This window comes from Tannerella serpentiformis, from assembly GCF_003033925.1.
GTDB lineage: Bacteria > Bacteroidota > Bacteroidia > Bacteroidales > Tannerellaceae > Tannerella > Tannerella serpentiformis.
This window is the reverse complement of sequence record NZ_CP028365.1, coordinates 1990193-2013366: the sequence shown is the minus strand read 5'-3', so window position 1 is coordinate 2013366 and position 23174 is coordinate 1990193. Positions and strand designations below refer to the sequence as shown.

The following is a 23174-nucleotide window of genomic DNA, read 5'->3' as shown; positions in this document are numbered from 1 at the left end:
AACAATGAAAAGGATCGTATTATTCCTCCTGAGCACGGCCCTGCTGACGGCCTCCTGCGTAGAGAACTCTTCAGAGTATCAGAAGCTGAAGAGCGAGAATGAAGAGTTGAAGGCTGACAAGGCCAAGAGCACCGAAGAGCTGAACGAGATGCTCTCCACCCTGAATGACATCCAGACCGACATCCAGTCCATCAAGGACGCCGAGCAGTACCTCAAGATCGAACCCACCAGCGGCGAGATGAACGCCAACAAGAAGGAGCAGATCAGGAACAACATGAAGCTCATTGCCGAGACGCTCAAGAACAACCGTGAGCAGCTCAACGCCCTGCAAGAGAAACTGAAGAAGAGCAACATCCAGTCGTCGGCCTTGCAGAAGACCATCGACCGCATCTCCAAGGAGCTCAACGAGAAGGCCCAGATGATAGCCGGACTGCAAGAGGAGCTGGCTAAGAAGGATATCCGCATCAAGGAGCTGGACGACATCGTGGCTAACCTCAACGAGAACGTGGAGACCCTCAACGCCACCAGCGCCGAGCAAACCAAGAAGATCAACGAGCAGGATAAGCAGCTCCACCGCGCCTACTATTGCTTCGGCACGAAGAAGGAGCTCAAGGATCAGAACATCCTGACCGGCGGCGGACTCTTCTCGAAGTCCAAGATGGCGAAGGAGAACTTCAACGAGGACTACTTCATCTCCATCGACACCCGCGAGGTGACCTCCATCCCGCTCTACGCCCGCAAGGCCACCGTACGCTCCAGCCACCCGGAGAACTCGTATCGCTTCGTCAAGGACGCCGAGGGCAACCTGACGCTCGAGATCGTCAACGCAAAATCGTTCTGGAGCATGAGCAAGTACCTCGTCGTGGAGGTCGGATGACCAGCCCCGAGCGCCGCTACACGTCCTTGTTTATCGACTTGGACAACACGTTGTGGGACACCATCCACGACAATAAAAAATGCCTCGAAGAGCTTTTTGTCGACTATCAATTCGATCGACACTTTGCCTCCTTCGAGGCTTTTTATGCCCTTTACCTTCCCTATAACGAACGCCTCTGGGAGCGCTATCAGAACCAGGAGATCGATCGCCGGACCCTGCTGCAAGAGCGCATGCTGCATGTGCTCCGTCCGATGGGCATCCGTGACACCCGCCTGGCCATGCGCCTCAACCGTGACCTCAACGAGCGCACTACGCGCCACACGACGCTCATCCCCGGCGCCACGGAGCTGCTCGAGCACGTCAGCCGTTCGTACCGCCTCTTCGTCCTCTCCAACGGCTTTCACGAGGTGCAAAGCCTGAAGATGGAGCGCGCCGGGATAGCCCGCTTCTTCCGTGGGCTGATCCTCTCCGAGCGGGTCGGCGCCCGCAAGCCCAACCCCGTCTTTTTCGACTACGCCCTCCATCACACCCGGACGCGTCGCACGGAGGTGCTCATGATCGGCGACAGCTACGCGGCCGACATCGCCGGCGCCCTCCGCTCCGGCATCGACGCCCTCTGGTACAACCCCGCCGGCCTACCGCTCCCCGGCGACCTCAGCCCACAGTTCACCGTCCGCACCCTCGACGAGATCCGGGAAATCCTGTAAGGCTGATTTACGGTAAATCGGGGCAAGTCTGCTTGACGCTGATTTACGGTAAATCGAGGCCATGCAAGCTTGTGCGGGGTTGATTTACGATAAATCGGAGCCATGCATGCCTGCGCGGAGCTGATATACTGTATATCGAGGCCATGCAAGCCTGCGCGGAGCTGATATACTGTATATCGAGGCCATGCAAGCCTGCGCGGAGCTGATATACTGTATATCGAGGCCATGCAAGCCTGCGCGGAGCTGATTTACTGTATATCGGAGCCATGCAAGCGTGCGCGGGGCTGATTTACTGTATATCGAGGCCATGCAAGCCTGCGCGGGGCTGATATACTGTATATCGAGGCTCCAAAAACCTGCGGCGAATGGAAATAATGTATCTCCGAAGGCTGTCTATGGTTAGATTTTAGACGTTCCCTTAAAACATCTTCTACTTTTACGCCGCTAAACAATTCGGCGACGTATGAATTACGCAGAAACCCTTCAATATCTCTATGTACGGACGCCCGCCTTCCATCGCGTCGGGGCGGACGCCTACAAGCCCGGGCTGGAACGCAGTCGGGCACTCGACGACGCACTGGGGCGACCCTCCGCGGCCTACCCCATCGTTCACGTGGCCGGCACCAACGGCAAAGGCTCCGTCTCTCACCTGCTGGCCGCCACGTTTCAGGCGCACGGCCTCCGCACAGGACTCTATACCTCCCCGCATTTAATCGACTTCAGCGAGCGCATCCGCGTTGACGGCCAGCCCATCCCGCAGCAGCGCGTGGTGGACTTCGTGGCCGAAAACGCACACCTCATCGACCGCCTGGAGCCCTCCTTCTTCGAGCTGACCACGGCCATGACCTTCGACTATTTCCGCCGCTGCGAGGTGGACATTGCCGTCATCGAGACAGGCCTCGGCGGCCGCCTGGACAGCACGAACATCGTCACGCCCATCCTCAGCGTCATCACCAACGTCAGCCTCGACCACACGCAGTACCTCGGCGACACGCTCGCGCAGATCGCAGCCGAAAAGGCAGGCATCATCAAGCCCGGCGTGCCCGTCGTGGTGGGTGAAGTCGACGACAAGGCTGTGCGCCGTGTGTTTGCAGACAAGGGCGACGAGTGCGACACGCCCATCTTTTGGGCCGAAGAGGAAGACGTGCTGCGGAAGGTCCGCCCATTGCCCGACGGGCGTTGGGAGTTTGAATCTACCGAGTTTGGCACGCTCATCGGCGAGCTGGGCGGATCGTTCCAAGTGGCCAACGCGCGTACGGTGCTCACGGCGCTGAACATCTTCTTCCATCCCCCCGTATTAAGAAAGATACTGCCCGAGGCTGTCCGCCAGGGATTCGCCCATGTGGTCGAGATGACCGGGCTCGCAGGCCGCTGGCAGACCATCGCCCGCCGCCCGACCATCGTCTGCGATTCGGGGCACAACGTCGGCGCATGGAGCCGCCTCCGCCCGCTCCTTAAAGAGACGGCCAAACGGCACGCCCACCTGCATATGGTCGTGGGCATGAGCAGCGATAAGGACATCACCGCCGTGCTCCGCCTCATGCCTCCGCAGGCTACGTATTACTTCACCCAAGCCGACACCGACCGCGCCCTCTCGGCCGACGAGCTGGCCAAGCTGGGTGCCAAGGCCGGCCTTCAGGGCACGGCTTACGCCACCGTCCCCGAGGCCATTCGCGCGGCACAGGCCGCGGCCACGACGGACGACATGATCTTCGTCGGCGGCAGCCACTTCGTCCTGGCCGACGCCCTGCCACTACTCACTCAGAATTAACCTAGGGCGCATCACTCCCCCGTCGATCTGCCCTAACGATAGACTATTACTAACTACTTATACACAACAATGACACAAGCATTACAAACCCTCAGAGACAAGCCGTCAGCACGTTGGACGGCACTCATCCTGCTGGCTATGGCGATGTTCTTCTCCTACATTTTCATGGACATCCTTTCGCCGCTGAAAGACATTTTGGAAACCCAGCGCCACTGGGATTCGACCGCCTTCGGCACCTACGCCGGCTCCGAAACTTTCCTCAACGTCTTCATCTTCTTCCTCATCATTGCCGGTATCATCCTCGACAAGATGGGCGTGCGCTTCACAGCGCTCCTCTCCGGCGTGGTGATGGTGGCCGGCGCCACTATCAACTGGTACGCCGTCACGGACGCCTTCATGGGCTCCTCGCTCGAGGCCTGGTTCACGGCCAACCTGAACTACATCCCGCTGCTCGACGAGCTGGGCGTCTCGCCCTTCTATCAGGGCATGCCCGCCTCGGCCAAGTTTGCCTCCGTCGGCTTCATGATCTTCGGTTGCGGCGTAGAGATGGCCGGCATCACCGTTTCGCGCGGTATCGTGAAGTGGTTTAAGGGTAAAGAGATGGCTCTGGCGATGGGATCAGAGATGGCTCTGGCGCGCCTCGGCGTAGCCACCTGTATGATCTTCTCGCCCGTCATCGCCCGCATGTCTACACCGCCCGATGTGTCGCGTTCCGTAGCCTTCGGCGTGATCCTGCTGCTCATCGCCCTGATCATGTTCGTCGCCTACTTCTTCATGGATCGCAAGCTCGATGCTGAGACGGGCGAGGCCGAAGAGGCCGAAGAGCCGTTCCACATCAAGGACCTCGGCCGCATCCTCTCCGACGGCGGCTTCTGGCTCGTGGCCCTGCTCTGCGTGCTCTACTATTCGGCCATCTTCCCGTTCCAGAAGTACGCCGTGAACATGCTCCAGTGCAACATCACCTTCAACCCGCCAGCCGAGGGCAGCTTCTGGGCCTCCAGCACGGTAGCTTACGTGCAATACGTCGTCATGCTCATCATCGCCATCACCGCCTTTACGAGCAACTTCAGCCGGGGCGTGATGAAGAGCATCCTGCTCGTGGCCTCCATCGCCTCGCTGCTTGTCTTCTGCTACATGGCCTACTGCCGCCAGTCGGCCGAATCCATCTTTGCCGTCTTCCCGCTCCTGGCCGTCGGCATCACGCCGATCCTCGGCAAATACGTCGACAACAAAGGCAAGGCCGCCTCGATGCTGATGCTCGGATCGATCCTGCTCATCATCTGTCACCTCACGTTCGCCTTCGTCCTGCCGCTGTTCAAGGGCAGCCCCGTGGGCGGCGTCGTGCTGGCCTTCGCCACCATCCTGGTGCTCGGTTCGTCGTTCTCGCTCGTGCCCGCATCGCTGTGGCCCAGCGTGCCGAAGCTGGTTGATAGCAAAGTGATCGGCTCGGCCTACGCGCTCATCTTCTGGATACAGAACATCGGCCTTTGGCTCTTCCCTCTGCTCATCGGCAAGGTGCTCAAAGCCTCCAATCCGGAGGTAGAACAAGCTCTGGCCTCGGGCCAACTCACGCCGACGGAAGCCGCCGTGTCGTACAACTATACCAACGCGCTGCTCATGCTCGCCATGCTCGGTGTGGCCGCCCTCGTGCTCGGCATCCTGCTGAAGGCTGTCGACAAGAAGCACCACCTCGGCCTCGAGGAGCCAAACATCAAGCCGCAATAAATCAGTCACACAAACACAGACAAGTCCCCCGGGCGCTGGGTTCTCACCCTTCGTTCGGGGGACTTTCTTTATGCGCGCAGCCTTGTCTTTCCCCGACAAGCACCCCCTTCCCCATAGAGGCAACCGGTGGCGGGCCATCCGCGATGCAGCCCAACTCGCTCTCTGATGCCCACTATCAAACAGCCCCCTCGAAATGCTCCGCGCAAACTCTCCACAGGCAAACAGGCGCCTGTTTATTAAAGCACAAGTTTGATGCTTATCAAACAGGTACCTGTTTATTAAAGCACGAGTTCGTGGCTTATCAAACAGGCGCCTGTCTATTAAATCACAATTTTGAGGATTATCAAACAGGTGCCTGTCTGCTAAATTACAAGTATGAGGCTTATCAAACAGGCGCCCTAAACGCCCTGCGCACACTGTGCGAAGTCGATTAGCCCCCTGAACGCCCCCAGAACCCTCGCTGCAAGGCAAAGCCGAGAGCTGCGATCTGCCCCCGCGCCCGTCGCTTGACCCTTTTGCCCTTTCTTTGCCGCGCTTTTCCCCGTCCGCAGCAAGTTCTCCCCACAAACAAACGGATGGGCTGACAGCACGAAACAGAATGAAGAAAGAAATTTATGTCACCGGAGCCGGCATCGTCTCCGCCCTCGGACTCGGCAAAGACGCCAATTTGCGCGCACTGATCAACCAACAATCGGGTGTCCAGCCCATCCAGTTCCTCGAGACTGCACACCGCCACCTGCCCTCGGGCGAAGTCAAGCATAGCAACGACGCCCTCTGCGAACAGCTCGGCATACCGCCCGCGGAGGCCTTCATCCGCTCCTCCCTCCTGGCCATCCCGGCCGTGAAGGAGGCCCTCGAGCAGGCCCGGATCGGCGAGCTGGCACCGACAGCACGCGTCGCGCTGCTCTCCGGCATCACCGTCGGGGGCATGGACAAGGCCGAGCAGTATTACGACGATTTTCTCCAGAACGACTCCCGCAACGCCTACATCGAACTGAACGATTGCGGCGCATGCACCGAGCAGATTGCCGACTTTTTCGGCAGCCGTTTCACACTCGTGTCGACCATCGTCACCGCCTGCTCCTCATCGGCCAACGCGCTCATGCAGGGCGCTGAGCTTCTTCGCTCGGGGCGCGCCGATGTGGTTGTGGCCGGGGGCTGCGAATGCCTCTCGCGTTACCACGTCAACGGCTTCAATACCCTCAAAATCCTCGATCCGGACGTCTGCCGACCCTTCGATCGCGACCGCGCTGGCATCAATCTCGGCGAAGGGGCTGGGTACGTGGTCCTCGAAACGGCCGAACACGCCCGAGCGCGTGGTGTCCGCCCCATCGGCCGACTCTCCGGCGCGGCCAACGCCTGCGATGCCTACCACCCAACGGCCTCCTCGCCCGACGGCCTCGGCCCCTATCTGGTCATGCGGCAAGCCGTTCAGGACGCCGGGCTTACCCCCGACGACATCGATTACATCAATGCGCACGGCACCGGCACACCCAACAATGATCTCACCGAGGGCCTCGCGGCCATGCGTCTCTTCGGCGACCGCGTCCCGCCCATCGCCTCCGTCAAGGCCTACACGGGTCACACCACCAGCGCCGCCGGCAGCATCGAAGCCATCATCGCGCTCCTGGCCATCGAGCATCAATTCCTCCCCATCAACCTCCACTTCCGGACCCCCATTCCGGAGCACAATTTCCGGCCCCTCACTGACCCGCAGCCCACGCGCCCCGTTCGCCACATCCTCTCCAACTCCTTCGGCTTCGGCGGCAACGACACCGCGCTCGTCCTCTCCGCCGTCTAATAACTACCCTCTACTCTCTACCCTCTACCCTCTATATGCCTATACCTATATATATACGCTCCGCCCGACAGATCTCCGCCCAGACGCCCCTCACTGACGACTGGTTTGACAGCCCCATCTTGCACCGCGACGTCGCGGCCGTCCGCAGCCTTGACCCCAACTTCTCGGAGCACATCCCGCCACTCGTCGCCCGCCGCCTCTGCACCCTGCTGCGCCGTGCCGTCGTCCTCTCTCGCCTTACCCTTCGCGAGGCCGACCTCGAGCTACCCGACGCTATCATCAGCGGCACAGGCCTTGGCTGCATCCAAAACACCGAGCGTTTCCTCCACGCCATTCGCCAGGAGGGCGAGCAATGCCTTCAGCCCACGGCCTTCATGCAGTCCACGCACAACATCATCAGCTCCACCATCGCCATCGACCTCAAGTGCCACGCCTACAACACGACCTACGTCCACCGCGGCACCTCCTTCGAGAACGCCCTCCTCGACACCCTCCTGCGGCTCCGTTCGGGTAGCATCCGCAACGCGCTCGTGGGCGGCTTCGACGAACTCACCGACGACTATCTCCAGTTCTTTCGCCGTACCGGCCGCTGGCAATTCACCCCCGACGGTTTCGCCGGCGAAGCCGCCGTCAGCTTCCTCCTCGACGGCCAACAGCACGCCAACACCCTCTGCCGCCTCGATGACCTCCGCCTCCTCTATCGCCCCACGCCCGACACCCTCCGCCACGCCCTCCACGATCTCCTCACCGCCAACAGCTGCTCGTTAGGTGACATCGACGCCGTTCTCATCGGCCTCAACACCAACCCCGATAACGACACGGTCTACCTCGACACTGCCGCCGAACTCTACCCCGCGACGCCACTCATCCGCTACAAGCACCTCTTCGGCGAATCCTTCTCCGCTTCCGCCCTCGCGCACTACGTCGCGGCCAACTGCCTCCGTCGCGGTCACATCCCGTCGCACCTCCGCCTCGACTCCGCCGCCGCGTCTCTCCCCGCCCGCCGCATCCTCATCCACAATCACTCGATGAACAAAACCCACACCCTCACCCTCCTTTCCGCATGCTAAGACTACTCATCCTTTCCACCCTCCAGTCCATCCTCCTTGTCTCCGGCCAGATCTTCCTCAAGTTTGCCCTCACCAAGATGCTCCCCTTCTCCTGGACGTGGGCCTTCTTCCGCAGCGCCCTTTTCAACTGGCAATTCTCTGCCTCGGGGATTGCCATGGGCTCCGCCTCCCTGCTCTGGTTCTACATCCTTCGCCACCACAATCTCTCCCTGGCCTACCCGCTGCTCAGCATCAGCTACATCTTCGGCCTCCTCGCCTCCATCCTCATCCTTCACGAGCCCGTCCCCCCCGTCCGTTGGTTGGGCGTCCTCCTGATCATGTCCGGCGTCGCCCTCCTCACCCGCTAAGGCCTACTCGAAGCCTCCTCGAGCGATTTCATCACACGAACGCGCCTCATGGATGGTACGTCTTTAGTCATCGCTCCCCTTCTCTACCCCCGACATAGGCCTTGAAAGGCCATATCACGGCCCTGATTCAGGCATTCACCCACGAATCTGGCTACGCATCCCGAAAAAACATGACAAACACAAAGACCTCCATCTCAACACTCTAACTCACCCCCAAAAACACAACGACAGCGCTTTCGACACATTTCTCGAGAAAGATTTTGGCGTTGTTGGAAAGGGCTTACATTTGTGCACGTTTAAAAAACATATAAACATGAAAACCGAAGAAATTCTGTCATCATTAGAGGCCAAGCATCCTGGTGAAAAGGAATACCTGCAGGCCGTGAAAGAAGTACTCACCTCTATTGAGGGCGTCTACAACGAGCATCCAGAGTTTGAGAAAGCGAAAATCATCGAGCGTCTTGTCGAGCCCGATCGCATCTTCACTTTCCGTGTGCCCTGGGTCGACGACCAAGGCGAAGTGCACGTAAACTTGGGTTACCGCGTCCAATTCAACAACGCGATCGGCCCGTACAAAGGTGGCCTCCGCTTCCATCCATCCGTGAATCTCTCCATCCTCAAATTCCTCGGCTTCGAGCAGACCTTCAAAAACGCTCTTACCACCCTCCCCATGGGCGGCGGCAAGGGCGGTGCAGACTTCGTATTCCGCGGACGTAGCGACGCTGAAGTCATGCGATTCTGTCAGTCGTTCATGCTCGAGCTCTGGCGTAATATTGGCCCCGACACCGACGTCCCCGCTGGTGACATCGGCGTTGGCGCACGTGAAGTAGGCTATCTCTACGGCATGTATAAGAAGCTCGCCCGCGAACACACCGGCACACTCACCGGCAAGGGCATGGAGTTCGGCGGATCGATCCTCCGTCCGGAAGCTACGGGCTTCGGCGGTCTCTATTTCGTCAACCAGATGCTCCGCGAGCACGGACACGACATCAAGGGCAAGACCGTAGCCGTTTCAGGCTTTGGTAACGTGGCTTGGGGTGCCGTAACGAAGGCTACTGAGCTGGGCGCGAAGGTGGTTACCATCTCCGGTCCTGACGGATATATCTACGATCCGGCTGGCGTTTCGGGTGAGAAGATCAACTATATGCTGGAGCTCCGCGCATCGGGTAACGACATCGTGGCTCCGTACGCTGACAAGTTCAAGGAAGCTACCTTCACCGCAGGCAAACGTCCGTGGGAGCAGAAGGTAGACATCGCGCTGCCTTGTGCCACCCAGAACGAGCTCAACGCTGACGACGCTCGCGCCTTGATCAACAACAAGACGCTCTGCGTAGCCGAGATCTCTAACATGGGATGCACCGCTGAGGCTGTCGACCTGTTCCTGGAGAACCAGCAGCTGTTTGCGCCGGGTAAGGCTGTCAATGCCGGTGGCGTAGCTACCTCTGGCCTCGAAATGACACAGAACGCTATGCACCTCTCTTGGACGGCTGCTGAAGTAGACGAACGTCTGCACCAGATCATGAGCAGCATCCACGAACAGTGCGTTGTTCACGGACGCGAAGGCAAATACATCAACTATGTAAAGGGTGCCAACATCGCCGGCTTCATGAAGGTAGCCCGCGCAATGATGGCGCAAGGTATTGTCTAAGCCTGTCAGTCTCCCGCCTATAATCCGCGGACTTTACCCGGATTCTTGGCGATGAAATCTTTCCACCCGGCGTATGCTTTTTCAGGCATGGGCCGGGTGGTTTGCATATAGTGGCAATAGGCGGCGGCGAGGCCATCCGTAGCGTCCAGCTGGGGGAGCATGTCGGCCTCGGGGATGTGTAGGATGCGCTGCAGCATGCCTGCCACTTGCTCCTTGGACGCCTGACCATTGCCGGTGATAGCCATTTTGATCTTCAGCGGGGCATATTCAAAGATGGGGATCTCGCGATTCAAGGCCGCCGCGATGGCCGCACCCTGCGCACGTCCGAGCTTGAGCATACTCTGCACGTTCTTCCCAAAGAAGGGCGCCTCGATCGCCATCTCGTCGGGGTGATACTCGTCCATCAGGGCAAGCACCTTCTGATAGATGCGGTGCAGGCGGAGATAATGATTCTCGTAGCGGTCGAGCTTCAGCACCCCCATCGTCACTAAGGCCGTCGTGCGGCCTCGGACGATGAGCACGCCGTAGCCCATCACGACTGTGCCCGGGTCGATGCCAATGATGACGCGCTCCGCGGTCTGTTCCGGAAGTTTCATTGCAGCGCCAACTCCTCCAAAAGGGTGGAGAAATAGGCTACCTCTGTGCCATATCGCTTTGCGACGGCCTGCAGCAGTTCGTCGCCGGAAGCCTCTAACCAACGATGCAACGCGGCTTCGTCTGGGACACAAAACTGCATGGATACGGATCGGCCGTTGCTGTCCTCGACTTCGTGCAGAATGCGCTGCAAACGCAGCGTATGGAACTCTGGGTGCTGCCCGATGGCAGGCAAAAGGGTCGTTCGCAAATAGTTTAGTCCATCCTCATAGGTCTGGTTTGAGAAATGGAACGTGGTGTAGAAAACAAGCATATCTATTCGAATGAATTTTGGATCAAAATTAGGGCGTCTGAAGGAAAGATCTATATTTGCGCCGTCTTAACCGAAGGGGCATTAGCTCATCTGGCTAGAGCGCGACACTGGCAGTGTCGAGGTGAGCGGTTCGAGTCCGCTATGCTCCACACGAATTATTCCAATAACAGCTTACACAAAAAGAAGGCGCCCGACTTTACACGCAAGATGTAAGGCCGGGCGCTTTTCATATGGACCTACGCTTATGCTCCGACGACCGTCCGAGGGCAAAACCCTCAGGGTTCAGGGCTCCGACGACCGTCCAAGGGCGAAACCCTCAGGGTTCAGAGCTCCGACGACCGTCCGAAGGCCAAACCCTCAGGGTTCAGAGCTCCGACGACCGTCCGAGGGCAAAACCCTCAGGGTTCAGAGCTCCGACGACCGTCCGAGGGCAAAACCCTCAGGGTTCAGAGCTCCGACGACCGTCCGAGGGCAAAACCCTCAGGGTTCAGAGCTCCGACGACCGTCCGAGGGCAAAACCCTCAGGGTTCAGGGCTCCGACGACCGTCCGAGGATAAAACCCTCAGGGTTCAGGGCTCCGACGACCGTCCAAGGGCGAAACCCTCAGGGTTACTTCTTCCCTTATGACCGATGGGGGTTAATGTACCAGAAGGGGCTTCCTGATATGCTGGCTGCTGCCGTCGGGATGATAGAGCTCGACATAGAAGACATAGACGCCAGGAGAGAGGCCTGCACCATCCCAGCGGATCTCGCCTTCGGAGGTCAGCAGCTGGTTGTTGGCGATTACAGCCATCTTTTGGCCATTGCTCGAATAGACTGCCATCTGACATCGATAGTCGGGCTTGTCCATCCGGTAGCGAATCAGGTAGTCACGTGTGGAGGCATTGTATTCCGGCTCACTGATCGTCGCACCCTCCTCGATTTGTGACGACGTTCCGGACTGTGAGTTCTTATAGCCCGGCGTACCATAACCCGTTTCAGAGCTGGCCGATGTCCAGTTAGCGGCCTCTTGCGAGCTGCCATCGGGGCTGATACGCTCCAGCGCCACACCCCTCCGGATTTTAACTGCGCTACTATGCCACTTCGCGGAATAGGTCACCTCATCGACCACGGTGCTGTCGGCCGTCCGGAGCAGGACGATCGTAGCCCCCTGATTATTCAGCGCAGGCAGCTTGAATCGGCGGATGGCGTCGAGGGCAGGCGTACGGATGAGGCTGGTCACTCCGTTGGGATCGGACGTTAGAACGAGGTAGTCACCCGGTGCGAGGGTCGTGGCAAGCGAGGTGAGTGAGTGACGCGTGCCAAGGTGTCCATCACTTTTGCGGAGTGCGATGGCCAGTCCATGGGTTGACAGCGTCCGGTCGGATCGGTTGTATAGCTCGATATACTCGCTGCCGCGCGGCTGCGGGTCGAAGAGTATTTCGTTGAGGATGATCTCCCTCGGCTCCACTTGCCCCGTAGCGTCTGGTTCATTCGGCTTATTGGGTTCATCCGGTTCGTCGGGTTTGTCAGGTGCACCCTCCGAGTTCTCCTCGCCCGGTGTACCGCCACGCGGATCGGACGAGAGATGCCACTTGTCGCCTTCACCGCGCTCGATGGATCGGCCAGCCTTGGCTTTCGGGTAAGTGTAGCTATGGATCACCGTACCCGATGGATCTTTCAAGGCCAACGGCTTGCCCGTGTTGATCATATTGGCCGGGAAACGCCTCACCGCTACCTCCGCAGCACCGTCAGCCACACTGATCTCACGCCCCGCTTTATACAACACAGCATAACCACCAGCAGGGAGTTCAGCGTCGGGGAGCGGGATAGATGTCTTGTCATACACAAAGGCCCAGCCTTCGAGGTTTATCTCGTGATCGGTCGTGTTATGCAGCTCCACGTACTCCGTAGCTGGGAGCTTCGTCAGTCCACGTGGGTCAGCCATCACTTCATTGATCAGCACATCGCCGGGGGAAGACTTTTCCTTCTCGGGTTTGTCTGGCTTGTCCGGCGCACCCTCTGAGTTTTCCTCGCCCGGTGTACCGCCGCGCGGATCGAACGAGAGATGCCACTTGTCGCCTTCACCGCGCTCGATGGATCGGCCTGCCTTGGCTTTCGGATAGGTGTAGCTATGGATCACCGTGCCTGATGGATCTTTCAATGCCAATGGCTTACCCGCGTTAATCATGTTAGCCGGGAAACGCTTCACCGCGACTTCCGCTGCACCGTCAGCTACACTAATCTCACGCCCTGCTTTATACAACACGGCATAACCGCCAGCCGGGAGTTCAGTGTCGGGGAGTGGAATAGACGTCTTGTCATACACAAAGGCCCAGCCTTCGAGGTTAATCTCGTGATCGGTCGTGTTATGCAGCTCCACGTACTCCGTAGCAGGGAGTTTCGTCAGTCCGCGTGGGTCAGCCATCACTTCATTGATCAGCACATCGCCGGGGGAAGATTTTTCCTTCTCTGGTTCATCCGGTTTGTCAGGCGCACCCTCCGAGTTTTCCTCGCCCGGTGTGCCGCCACGCGGATCGGACGAGAGATGCCACTTGTCGCCTTCTCCGCGCTCGATGGATCGGCCAGCCTTGGCTTTCGGGTAGGTGTAGCTATGGATCACCGTGCCCGATGGATCTTTCAAGGTCAACAGCTTACCTGCGTTGACCATATTGGCAGGGAAACGCTTCACCGCGACCTCCGCAGCACCGTCAGCCACACTGATCTCACGCCCCGCTTTATACAACACGGCATAACCCCCAGCCGAAAGTTCGACATCGGGGAGCGGAATAGACGTCTTGTCATACACAAACGTCCAGCCTTCAAGGTTTATCTCGTGATCGGTCGTGTTATGCAGCTCCACGTACTCCGTGGCAGGGAGCTTTGTCAATCCGTGCGGGTCAGCCATCACTTCATTAATCAGGACATCACCGGGGGAAGACTTTTCCTTCTCCGGTTTGTCTGGCTTATCAGGCACACCTTCCGAGTTCTCTTCACCGGGTGTGCCGCCACGCGGATCGGATGAGAGATGCCACGTATCGCCTTCACCGCGCTCGATGGATCGGCCTGCCTTAGCTTTCGGATAAGCGTAGCTATGGATCACCGTGCCCGATGGATCTTTCAAGGCCAACGGCTTACCCGCGTTAATCATGTTAGCCGGGAAACGCTTCACTGCTACCTCCGCAGCACCGTCAGCCACACTAATCTCACGCCCCGCTTTATACAATACGGCATAACCGCCAGCAGGGAGTTCGGCGTCGGGAAGCGGAATAGATGTCTTGTCATACACGAAGGTCCAGCCTTCGAGGTTTATCTCGTGATCGGTCGTGTTATGCAGCTCCACGTACTCCGTAGCAGGGAGCTTCGTCAGTCCGCGCGAGTCAGCCATCACTTCATTGATCAGCACATCACCGGGGGAAGACTTTTCCTTCTCCGGTTTGTCTGGCTTGTCAAGCGTATCCTCCGAGTTCTCTTCGCCCGGTGTACCGCCACGCGGATCGGTCGAGAGATGCCACGTATCGCCTTCACCACGCTCGATAGATCGGCCTGCCTTGGCTTTTGGATAAGTGTAGCTATGGATCACCGTCCCAGATGGATCTTTCAAGGCCAACGGCTTACCCGCGTTGATCATATTGGCAGGGAAACGCTTCACCGCGACTTCCGCAGCGCCGTCTGCTACACTAATCTCACGACCTGCTTTATATAACACAGCATAACCGCCAGCCGGGAGTTCAGCGTCGGGGAGCGGGATGGATGTTTTGTCATACACAAAGGCCCAGCCTTCAAGGTTTATCTCATGATCGGTCGTGTTATGCAGCTCCACGTACTCCGTAGCAGGGAGCTTTGTCAATCCGTGTGGATCAGCCATCACTTCATTAATCAGCACATCACCGGGGGAAGATTTTTCCCTCTCGGGTTTGTCTGGCTTGTCCGGCGCACCCTCCGAGTTTTCCTCGCCCGGTGTACCGCCACGCGGATCGGACGAGAGATGCCACTTGTCGCCTTCACTGCGCTCGATGGATCGGCCAGCCTTGGCTTTCGGGTAGGTGTAGCTATGGATCACTGTACCCGATGAATCTTTCAAGGTCAGCTGTTTTCCCTCGTCAGACATATTGAGCGGAAAGTTGCTAAACCCCAATCCCAACACCTTCTTGTTCAATGGCAGACTTTTCCCCTTGCGATAAAGCACGGCGTAACGATTCGCGGCAAGAGGCACGTCAGGCAAGCGGATCACGGTCCCGTCATAGATAAAACTCCAGCCCTTGAGTGAGATCGTATGATCCGTTGTGTTGTACAACTCCACGTAATCCGTCTCTGGTAATCCTTTGGCTCCCTTCGGCGAGGCCATAACCTCGTTGATCACTATGTCGCCGGACTTAACCGTATCGGAGGGCGACGAGGGTGGTGCTGACGGTGTATCTGGCGACGTAGCCGGATCGTCTGGCTTAGGCGTGGGAACAGATGGCGCCACAGAGTTCTCTTCGCCCGGTGTACCGCCACGCGGATCGGACGAGAGATGCCACTTATCGCCTTCACCGCGCTCGATGGATCGGCCAGCCTTGGCTTTCGGGTAGGTGTAGCTATGAATTACCGTACCCGATGAATCTTTTAGAGTCAGCTGTTTTCCCTCGTCAGACATATTGAGCGGAAAGTTGCTAAACCCCAATCCCAACACCTTCTTGTTCAATGGCAGACTTTTCCCCTTGCGATAAAGCACGGCGTAACGATTCGCGGCAAGAGGCACGTCAGGCAAGCGGATCACGGTCCCGTCATAGATAAAACTCCAGCCCTTGAGTGAGATCGTATGATCCGTTGTGTTGTACAACTCCACGTAATCCGTCTCTGGTAATCCTTTGGCTCCCTTCGGCGAGGCCATAACCTCGTTGATCACTATGTCGCCGGACTTAACCGTATCGGAGGGCGACGAGGGTGGTGCTGACGGTGTATCTGGCGACGTAGCCGGATCGTCTGGCTTAGGCGTGGGAACAGATGGCGCCACAGAGTTCTCTTCGCCCGGTGTACCGCCACGCGGATCGGTCGAGAGATGCCACTTGTCGCCTTCACTGCGCTCGATGGATCGGCCAGCCTCGGCTTTCGGGTAAGTGTAGCTATGAATCACCGTACCCGATGGATCTTTCAAGGCCAGCTGTTTTCCCTCGTCAGACATATTGAGCGGAAAGTTGCTAAACCCCAATCCCAATACCTTCTTGTTCAATGGCAGACTTTTCCCCTTGCGATAAAGCACGGCGTAACGATTCGCGGCAAGAGGTACGTCAGGCAAGCGGATCACAGTCCCGTCATAGATAAAACTCCAGCCCTTGAGTGAGATCGTGTGATCCGTTGTGTTGTACAGTTCTACGTAATCCGTCTCCGGTAATCCTTTGGCTCCCTTCGGCGAGGCCATAACCTCGTTGATCACTATGTCGCCGGGATGGGCTGGAGCTGGCGTGGCCGATGCACACAGATAGCTGATGAATAATAGGAGTAGAAGGGTAAACAGAAGTGGGCGTTGAGAATGAAGAGTTTCGGTAAGCAACTTGCCGGAGTTAAAACGGTGTGTATGACTCTGGCGAGCCGTTCGCCGAGTCTCAAACGATAAAGGCAGGGAAGTTCCCGCTGTCTGTTCTCTTTGATCTTTGGTTGTCTCTATTGTTTTCATGATGGTTTGTCTATGAAAATTGCTCTCGCAAAGCAAATGATTACGACGGAAACCATCAACAATGGGGACGTCGCATATTCCTGAAGTGAGGCTTGTTCCACTTATTAAAAGCGACCCAAACTCGACAAGATTCTGTTTCCATAGCCCATTTTAGTGCCAAACGACGTGCTTTTCAGTCAAGGAAGCCGTGTCAAAAGCCATAGCTCTCCAGTGCTCTCCATCAGTTAGCAGAGGTCAAACGCATAGGGGAGAGTGAACTGGAGAGCTGCGGAGTTCGATGTAAGAAAAAGGCCTGCAGAGAGCATCTCTGAAAGCCTCGCGACGGCTAAATAGCTTTTGGAAATGATTGCAGGAATGCTGCAAGTGTCACGAAAAACTTTTTGGACTTTGCAGGAATGCTGCAAACGCCGCGAAAAACTTTTTGGCCTCTGCAGGAACTCTGCATCGAGAATCTATCTATCTGAATGGGAGAATATTACCTATAACATAAAAGGGAATAGGTAACGATTAGGTAATGAGCTAAGTGCTTCGACCTGCTTTGTTCATGTATAACATGAGAACACTCACTTTCTGCCCGCAAAGATAGTTTTCCCTCGTGAGAACGTTGCCGTTTTGCTGCGACTTTCATATGCGCAGAACACTACAATCTTCTCTCGATTGCTCTTTGGGTGCCCTATTCGTGACCAACGAAAGCAGGTGTAAACGGTCTTTTCCCCATAGTCATAACGGTCAAATGTCGTGAAATGACAAGGTAGATCATCTCTATTTTACCACGTAATGTATTGATAGCAAAGTTGTTAATTGATCCATGCAGGATGCTTCTCTTTTCAAATCACGTAATCTCTTTTTCTCTGCAGTCTCATACCCCTCTTCATGTGTCACGGTGCACGTCCCCCTTTAAGGGGGGACGTGCCCGTGCACCCAGAAGGGGTTTGAATACTGCACCCCCAAGATGAAGACAAAAATCAGGATGGGGTCTATCATCTCTGTGCTCTGTGCGAATGACGGAATGTTGTCGCACAGGTTTTGACCTTGGGCGTAAAGCCCGCAAACCTGCTGCCGCCATCTTGGAGGGTCTCTGCCTGTGGTGATGTTTTTACCTTATGGGGATAGGTCTCTGCCTTTAGGCACAAAACCTGCACATGCTGCCTGCTACCGTATTCTCGGAGGGTATCCACCTGTGGAGGTGTTTTTGGGAATGGCCCCTTTGGGGAGACGTCCCTTTCCCCGAATGATGCCTAAAAAGATTGCCTGCCTCTTTAGGCGTGTTATCCGCCGACTTTCTGCTTGCAGACGGGTCTATATCCTTATGGGGAAAAGAAAAAGCACCTTTTTTGTGTTCAGAATACGGTTTACATTTGCTCTCAGTTAGACGAACAAACGGAGTAAAAGACATGGAAGAAGCAAGTGTTTATACGGGCTGGAACATTTCCCCTGACCTATCAGATCAACGGGATAGACAAGGCCAATTCATTTGGCTTCGGCAGTTGTACCTGCATTCTCTTCTCTTTTTTCAATTATTAAAAGCTGTACTTCCTGTGTATTTACAACCCCCATATGAGTGAAGTGCTCACTCTGTTTGTACGTGGATGCTTTTGCACGTATGCGAAGGTTAGCTCTCTAAGAGACTAAGAGAGTGCCTTTGCACAATCTTGTCCACAGTCTCCTTTTCTTTTACCACCCTGTTTTCCTCGCTGCACTCTCTCGCAAGGATCGCTTGCAGCTCATCAAAGACAGCCTCGACCTCTACCATCATCGGCATGGCGGCATCCACCTTGTTGTCATTGACGGCATCGCAAACCTGATCCGTTCAGCCAACGACGAAGCCGAGAGCATCGCTGTGGTGGACGAGCTCTATCGGCTGGCGGGCATCTACCACACATGTATCCTTTGCGTACTCCACTTCGTCCCCAACGGCATCAAGCTACGCGGACATATCGGCTCGGAACTGCAACGAAAGTCGGCCGCCATCCTGTCGATAGAGAAGGACGACAATCCAGCACTGTCGGTCGTCAAGGCTTTGAAGGTGCGCGACGGCAGTCCGCTTGATGTCCCGATCATGCTCTTCGGGTGGGACAAGCAGCAAGACATGCACGTCTCCCGCGGCGAGAAGTCGGAAGAAGAGCGTGAGCGACGCAAGACGGCTGAGCTGTCGCTGATCGCCCGCGAAGTGTTCCGTGAGCGTGACCGCCTCTCGCATGACGAGCTTCTTCGATTGATCATGCAGACAGTAGAAGTAAAAGAGCGGACCGCCAAAGACTACATCCGCCACATGCAAGAGAGCGGCCTGATAGAGCTACAGAAAGACAACCATTACACATTGAAGAAATGACGAACAAGATGAAAACCAAACCAGATGAACCGAAATATTACGACGCCTTCGATGCGGCTCGTATCCTGCGCATCCACCACAAGACGGCCCTAATTTGGGGGAAGAAAGGTATGCTACCCTCCGTCAAGATCGGCAACCGCCGCTACTTCCCCGCCGAAGGCATCTTGGCGTTCAAAAAGTCGGAGAATCGCAATGAGAGGTAGAAAGTTTTGCAAAAACGATCAACCTTTGCGCCGTAATCGTTGCACTCTCTTCAAGACATATGTATATCACTGACAGTATTGCAGCACGGATCGAAGACGCTCCGCATGGGGAGGTCTTCTTCGTGTCTGACTTTTCCCGTTCGGGAAATGACGTATTTATCAGTCGCGTCTTATCGAGGCTCGTAGATCAAAAGAAATTAGCTCGGCTGGCTACCGGTGTATACTATAAGCCTCGCGAAACCGATTTCGGGATGGTCAAGCCGAGCATCGAGCAGATCGTCCGCGCCATTGCTAGGCGAGATCACGCACAAATCATGCCAACGGGGCAAACAGCTGAAAATCGCTTAGGGCTATCCACGCAGATTCCCCTGAACCATGTGTATTTGACCACCGGATCGGCTCGAAGCATCGTATTAGGAAATACCCGGATCGTATTCAAACGCAGTGCACCGAGGAACTTTGCCTACAAAGGCAAATTGATCCCCACACTGATTCAAGCCATGAAGTCGATCGGCCGTGGCAACCTGACTGACCGACAGCGAACTCGAATCAAGGAGTTGCTAAGCAGCTATAATGAGCCGGAAACCTTCGAACACGACTTGGCGCTGGCTCCCTTATGGATCAAGAAAATCATTACCCAAACGACCAAAGCACTTCAAGAATGAACTGGCTGTCTCATTCCATAGGGGATCGGCGGATCATACTCTGTCAAACGGCCGAGGCGGAAAGTCTTCCGGAATATGCGATCGAAAAAGACTAGTGGGTAACGATGACGCTGAAGGCCATATTCCAAACGGAGTGCGCCGCTTCTCTACTGTTCAAAGGCGGCACGAGCTTGAGCAAGGGCTGGAAGCTGATCCAGCGATTCAGCGAAGACATTGACCTCTCTATCGACCATCAATATTTCAGGGAAACAGTCGAAAACAACAACCAGCTAAAGATGTTGCGCAAGCAATGCCGACGTTACGTTGTCGATATGTTGGTCGGAGACATAGATTGCCGAATGGAGGCGATGGGGCTGTCCGGCTATCGGATTTATCCGGTGGTGGAACAGGGCGGCAACAAGGTGTCTACCGATAGCGATCCGACGGAGATCATCATCGAGTACCCGTCCGTCATCGAAACGACCTCCGACTATGTGCGGCCAGCAGTCAAAGTGGAAATCAGCTGTCTATCCATGAAGGGACCTTTTGAGGTAAAGGAGATTACAACCTTGATCAGCGATGCGTTTCCACGTGCCGACCGAGACACCTCGGCCGTCATTCCCATCGTGCTTCCCTCCAGAACATTCTTGGAAAAGGCCTTCCTGCTCTGCGAAGAATTTCAGAAAGAAGCGCCTCGCAGCTTGCGGATGAGCCGACACCTATATGACTTGGAGCGGTTGATGGATACCGAATTTGGTATGCAGGCACTGGCTGATGCGGAGCTTTACAAAGCCATCGTCGAACATCGCAGGAAGTCCTATCACGTTTCTTATGCAGACTACGACAAGAATTATCCGGATCGAATCGCTTTCTATCCTCCCGAGAGGAGCCTGAAAACGTGGGAAAGCGACTATAAGGCACTGCAAGACGCGTTTGTCTACGGGGATAAATTGCCTTTTCGCCAATTGCTGCTTCGTATAGAGGAGTTGCAGAGGCGGTTCCGAGAGGTGGACATCAAATGAAAAAGATCGAAAGGTCCGGGAGCTCAAAAAGATTAGGAGTCCGATGAGTAACTGACCGGAATCACACCTGCTCTTCTGCGTAAAAATGGTGCAATGGTAATCAGATCACGATAACCTTTGCCTCAAAACCAACCTCTGTTTGGTGTCCTGCAGTCTGCACGAAGCTAAACAGGTGCCTGTTTGGGGGCGGCTGCGGCCGCCTGCGAAGTTTGGCTGGGTACAAGGCTATTTCCACCCTCTCTTGTATCAGGCAAACTTCCCTGCCTCGGCAGAGGCCTGCGCAAGGGTAAACAGGGCCTGTTTATCTCCATCCCACCTTCCCAATCACCACACGACTCGCTACGTCCTGCTTCACCTTGTCCGTTTGATGAAAGCGGGCATTATTCCCTTGCCCGACCACGTTCTTGTCCGCTGCCTGCTCCTCTTTTTCCGGCGGCGTCGGTGGTGCAAGTGAGAGTGCAATCTTCCGATCCAGCTCCGCCGCGTTCCTCTTCAGCGTACGCAGCTCGTCCTCTTTCCGCCAGACGCCTGAGGCGGCTGCCTCGAAGGCTGGAATCTGCTCCTTCGTCTTGGCCAACTCCCTCTCGTGCGTCTCGATGACTCTCGGGATCCGCTCTAGTGCGTTCAGGAAGTTTTGGCAGGCGAGCTTCGGATCAGCGGCCAGACGACCATTGTTATAGGTATAGAGGATGCCGCTGCGGCCCTGCACGAAAAAGCGATTGACGGAACAATCGAAAAGGTTCTTTGCCGTGCTCTCCGTCTTCACCATGACTGGAAACCCGTAGATCTCACCGATCTTATTGTACTCGCCTTCGGTGCGCGCCTTCTCCGCGATCTCCTGTAGTCGCGCAGCCACGACCTTAACATCCGCACCGTCCGGCACACCTTTTATCAACAGCTTATTGACCGGCACCCCGTCGGCGTCACGCTGTAGCTGGCTCTCAAAATGTGCTCGATCCGCCCGCGCTTCCCGGATCTTGTCCGAATGGAAGGCGATAGAGCCCTTGATCTCCTCGAGCTTGGCTGCGGCGGTATCGCGCTCTTTAAGGAAGCCCTTCCGCTCCGATTCCAAAGTAACAATCTTCTTCTCCAGCTTCGCTTTCTCGAGTAGGTCGGTGTTACCCGACAGCACGGCCACATACTCTGAGAAGTTCATGCCGCTGTCCTCGTCCATCGAACCTTCGTCGATGGAGCGACTGCCGAGCGTGTTCGTCTTGAGTTGATTGATGAAGAGCTGTTTGTTGTGCAGCAAGTTGAACTTGTAACTGTCGAGCGAGCGCTCCACGGCATAGATGATCACGTCCACTTTATTATCGGCAAACTGTTTGGCCACCTCGTTGCCTTTACGGACGGCACGCCCGTTGCGCTGCTCGAGATCGGAAGGCCTCCAAGCTATATCGAGGTGATGGACTGCCACCGCACGTTGCTGGGCATTCACGCCCGTGCCGAGCATGGATGTCGAGCCGAAGACGATACGGATGTCACCACGGTTCACGGCCTCTACCATCGCTTTCTTGGCTTTCTCATTCTTGCATTCTTGGATGAAGCGAATCTCTGATGAGGGGATGCCGTAATCCTCCACGAGCTTGCGTTTGATTTCCGAGTACACGTTCCATTCGCCCGGCTTGTATGTTCCGAGGTCGGAGAAGACGAACTGCGTACCCTTCTGCTCGTCATACTTTCGATAGTACTCGCTGAGCAGCTTGGCGCAATGGCTGGCTTTGTTGTCGATGTGATCCGAGTATTTCACCGGATCGATCATGCGCATATCGAGGCTCATTTTCCGGGCGAGGTCTGTGGCGATAAGCATCTTGGCCTTCTCCTCCTTTTCACTCAGCGGGGCATGATCCAAGAGGGTGGCATCACCCGTCTTGGCAAACTCCATCAGCTTACCAATGAACGCCTCTTGCTCGGGCGTCGGCGGGATGTGGTGTAGGATCTCGCGCTTCTCCGGACGGTCGATGCCGATGTCCTTTGCCGTGCGGAAATCGCAAATCTCCCCATAAAACAAGAGAATGGGAGTTTAAGTGTTTGTCAATGAGTGAATACTGATTATTCTACTCACCCAAAGGGAACGAATAAGAAACGAGCAAATTTCCCTTTCTCTCTTCATTCTGTAATGTTTCAAAAAAGCCCTGTTTCGATATTGCAAAGATAATCATTCTTAGAAGAGAAATAATTAAAATATGATTTTTTCAATCATTCCGCATAATAAATTCCGGTTTTGCTTGGAACAATAACCTTAAATGTGTACCTTTGTACTTGTTGTATTCTACAAAGAAGAGAAGAAAATCAACAGATGAAGGCAATAAATAGGATTAAAGCAGTCTTAGCAGAAAAGCAAGTATCAGGCAAATGGCTGGCAAACGAAATAGGTCGCACAGAGAATGCCGTTTCTCGATGGTGTTCTAATAAAGTACAACCATCTCTTGAAAATCTACTTGAAATCGCAGAAACATTGAGGGTAGATGTAAGAGAATGA

Annotated in this window: 15 protein-coding genes, 1 tRNA gene and 2 pseudogenes; 14 read left to right on the top strand and 4 right to left on the bottom strand. The window is 55.9% G+C overall.

Features of this window, described 5'->3' with window-relative positions:
* Nucleotides 1-4 precede the first annotated feature (4 nt).
* The 8 genes from C7123_RS08450 (at nt 5) to gdhA (ending at nt 9946) form a co-directional block, all read left to right on the top strand.
* Nucleotides 5-877 carry a Cbp1 family collagen-binding glycoprotein adhesin gene (locus C7123_RS08450; protein ID WP_037984511.1) on the top strand — a complete coding sequence of 291 codons (873 nt, stop codon included), beginning with the start codon at nt 5-7 and terminating at the stop codon, nt 875-877.
* Nucleotides 874-1584, top strand: a complete 711-nt coding sequence (locus C7123_RS08445; protein WP_038012050.1) for a YjjG family noncanonical pyrimidine nucleotidase — start codon at nt 874-876, stop codon at nt 1582-1584. The genes C7123_RS08450 and C7123_RS08445 overlap by 4 nt, the downstream gene beginning before the upstream one ends.
* 463 nt (nt 1585-2047) lie before the next feature.
* Nucleotides 2048-3355, top strand: a complete 1308-nt coding sequence (locus C7123_RS08440) for a bifunctional folylpolyglutamate synthase/dihydrofolate synthase (RefSeq protein ID WP_107490636.1) — start codon at nt 2048-2050, stop codon at nt 3353-3355.
* A gap of 69 nt (nt 3356-3424) precedes the next feature.
* Nucleotides 3425-5080 carry an MFS transporter gene (locus tag C7123_RS08435; RefSeq protein WP_037981916.1) on the top strand — a complete coding sequence of 552 codons (1656 nt, stop codon included), beginning with the start codon at nt 3425-3427 and terminating at the stop codon, nt 5078-5080.
* Between the two features lie 598 nt (nt 5081-5678).
* On the top strand, nt 5679-6881 hold the full coding sequence (locus C7123_RS08430) for a beta-ketoacyl-[acyl-carrier-protein] synthase family protein (RefSeq protein WP_107490635.1): 1203 nt from the start codon (nt 5679-5681) through the stop codon (nt 6879-6881).
* Nucleotides 6882-6916: 35 nt separating this feature from the next.
* Entirely contained in the window at nt 6917-7951 is a 1035-nt protein-coding gene (locus tag C7123_RS12955; RefSeq protein WP_159049879.1) for a beta-ketoacyl synthase chain length factor, read from the top strand.
* Nucleotides 7945-8298: an EamA family transporter gene (locus C7123_RS08415; RefSeq protein ID WP_107490634.1), complete on the top strand. Its 354-nt coding sequence runs from the start codon at nt 7945-7947 to the stop codon at nt 8296-8298. The genes C7123_RS12955 and C7123_RS08415 overlap by 7 nt, the downstream gene beginning before the upstream one ends.
* Before the next feature lie 313 nt (nt 8299-8611).
* Nucleotides 8612-9946, top strand: a complete 1335-nt coding sequence (gdhA, locus tag C7123_RS08410; protein ID WP_037997802.1) for an NADP-specific glutamate dehydrogenase — start codon at nt 8612-8614, stop codon at nt 9944-9946.
* Between the two features lie 17 nt (nt 9947-9963).
* On the opposite strand, the gene ruvC is transcribed toward gdhA, so the two are convergent.
* Together ruvC and C7123_RS08400 are read right to left on the bottom strand one after the other, a co-directional pair.
* Nucleotides 9964-10542 carry a crossover junction endodeoxyribonuclease RuvC gene (ruvC, locus tag C7123_RS08405; protein WP_038012042.1) on the bottom strand — a complete coding sequence of 193 codons (579 nt, stop codon included), beginning with the start codon at nt 10540-10542 and terminating at the stop codon, nt 9964-9966.
* Nucleotides 10539-10853, bottom strand: coding sequence for a DUF4286 family protein (locus C7123_RS08400; RefSeq protein WP_069174724.1), 315 nt, complete (start codon nt 10851-10853; stop codon nt 10539-10541). The genes ruvC and C7123_RS08400 overlap by 4 nt, the downstream gene beginning before the upstream one ends.
* A 75-nt stretch (nt 10854-10928) precedes the next feature.
* On the opposite strand from C7123_RS08400, the gene C7123_RS08395 reads away from it, so the two are divergent.
* A tRNA-Ala gene (locus C7123_RS08395) sits at nt 10929-11002 on the top strand.
* A gap of 488 nt (nt 11003-11490) precedes the next feature.
* Here the strand turns inward: C7123_RS08395 and C7123_RS08390 are convergent.
* The gene (locus C7123_RS08390) at nt 11491-16491 is read right to left on the bottom strand and encodes a lamin tail domain-containing protein (protein WP_083206785.1); all 5001 of its coding nucleotides are present in this window, start codon (nt 16489-16491) and stop codon (nt 11491-11493) included.
* A gap of 1672 nt (nt 16492-18163) precedes the next feature.
* On the opposite strand from C7123_RS08390, the pseudogene C7123_RS08385 reads away from it, so the two are divergent.
* From C7123_RS08385 to C7123_RS08370, 4 genes and pseudogenes are all read left to right on the top strand, one after another.
* Nucleotides 18164-18823: pseudogene (locus C7123_RS08385) on the top strand (bifunctional DNA primase/helicase); the annotation flags it as partial.
* An 8-nt stretch (nt 18824-18831) separates the two neighbouring features.
* Nucleotides 18832-19026 carry a helix-turn-helix domain-containing protein gene (locus C7123_RS08380; protein WP_237269302.1) on the top strand — a complete coding sequence of 65 codons (195 nt, stop codon included), beginning with the start codon at nt 18832-18834 and terminating at the stop codon, nt 19024-19026.
* 59 nt (nt 19027-19085) lie between these two features.
* Nucleotides 19086-19691: a DUF6088 family protein gene (locus tag C7123_RS08375; RefSeq protein WP_037985216.1), complete on the top strand. Its 606-nt coding sequence runs from the start codon at nt 19086-19088 to the stop codon at nt 19689-19691.
* A gap of 104 nt (nt 19692-19795) precedes the next feature.
* Nucleotides 19796-20692, top strand: a complete 897-nt coding sequence (locus C7123_RS08370) for a nucleotidyl transferase AbiEii/AbiGii toxin family protein (RefSeq protein WP_317046569.1) — start codon at nt 19796-19798, stop codon at nt 20690-20692.
* Between the two features lie 439 nt (nt 20693-21131).
* Here the strand turns inward: C7123_RS08370 and C7123_RS08365 are convergent.
* Nucleotides 21132-22700, bottom strand: a pseudogene (locus C7123_RS08365) (helicase-related protein); the annotation flags it as partial.
* Nucleotides 22701-22991: 291 nt separating this feature from the next.
* Here C7123_RS08365 and C7123_RS08360 point away from each other — a divergent pair.
* Nucleotides 22992-23174 (top strand): helix-turn-helix transcriptional regulator, encoded by a 183-nt coding sequence (locus C7123_RS08360; protein WP_083206784.1) that lies wholly within the window; start codon nt 22992-22994, stop codon nt 23172-23174.

Bases quoted from the DNA above. Each gene is read 5' to 3' on its own strand.
- C7123_RS08450 (WP_037984511.1), top strand. From the start codon at position 5: ATGAAAAGGATCGTATTATTCCTCCTGAGCACGGCCCTGCTGACGGCC.
- C7123_RS08380 (WP_237269302.1), top strand. From the start codon at position 18,832: ATGAAAACCAAACCAGATGAACCGAAATATTACGACGCCTTCGATGCG.
- gdhA (WP_037997802.1), top strand. From the start codon at position 8,612: ATGAAAACCGAAGAAATTCTGTCATCATTAGAGGCCAAGCATCCTGGT.
- C7123_RS08445 (WP_038012050.1), top strand. From the start codon at position 874: ATGACCAGCCCCGAGCGCCGCTACACGTCCTTGTTTATCGACTTGGAC.
- C7123_RS08430 (WP_107490635.1), top strand. From the start codon at position 5,679: ATGAAGAAAGAAATTTATGTCACCGGAGCCGGCATCGTCTCCGCCCTC.
- ruvC (WP_038012042.1), bottom strand. From the start codon at position 10,542: ATGAAACTTCCGGAACAGACCGCGGAGCGCGTCATCATTGGCATCGAC.
- C7123_RS08435 (WP_037981916.1), top strand. From the start codon at position 3,425: ATGACACAAGCATTACAAACCCTCAGAGACAAGCCGTCAGCACGTTGG.
- C7123_RS12955 (WP_159049879.1), top strand. From the start codon at position 6,917: ATGCCTATACCTATATATATACGCTCCGCCCGACAGATCTCCGCCCAG.
- C7123_RS08390 (WP_083206785.1), bottom strand. From the start codon at position 16,491: ATGAAAACAATAGAGACAACCAAAGATCAAAGAGAACAGACAGCGGGA.
- C7123_RS08375 (WP_037985216.1), top strand. From the start codon at position 19,086: ATGTATATCACTGACAGTATTGCAGCACGGATCGAAGACGCTCCGCAT.
- C7123_RS08440 (WP_107490636.1), top strand. From the start codon at position 2,048: ATGAATTACGCAGAAACCCTTCAATATCTCTATGTACGGACGCCCGCC.
- C7123_RS08360 (WP_083206784.1), top strand. From the start codon at position 22,992: ATGAAGGCAATAAATAGGATTAAAGCAGTCTTAGCAGAAAAGCAAGTA.
- C7123_RS08415 (WP_107490634.1), top strand. From the start codon at position 7,945: ATGCTAAGACTACTCATCCTTTCCACCCTCCAGTCCATCCTCCTTGTC.
- C7123_RS08400 (WP_069174724.1), bottom strand. From the start codon at position 10,853: ATGCTTGTTTTCTACACCACGTTCCATTTCTCAAACCAGACCTATGAG.
- C7123_RS08370 (WP_317046569.1), top strand. From the start codon at position 19,796: ATGACGCTGAAGGCCATATTCCAAACGGAGTGCGCCGCTTCTCTACTG.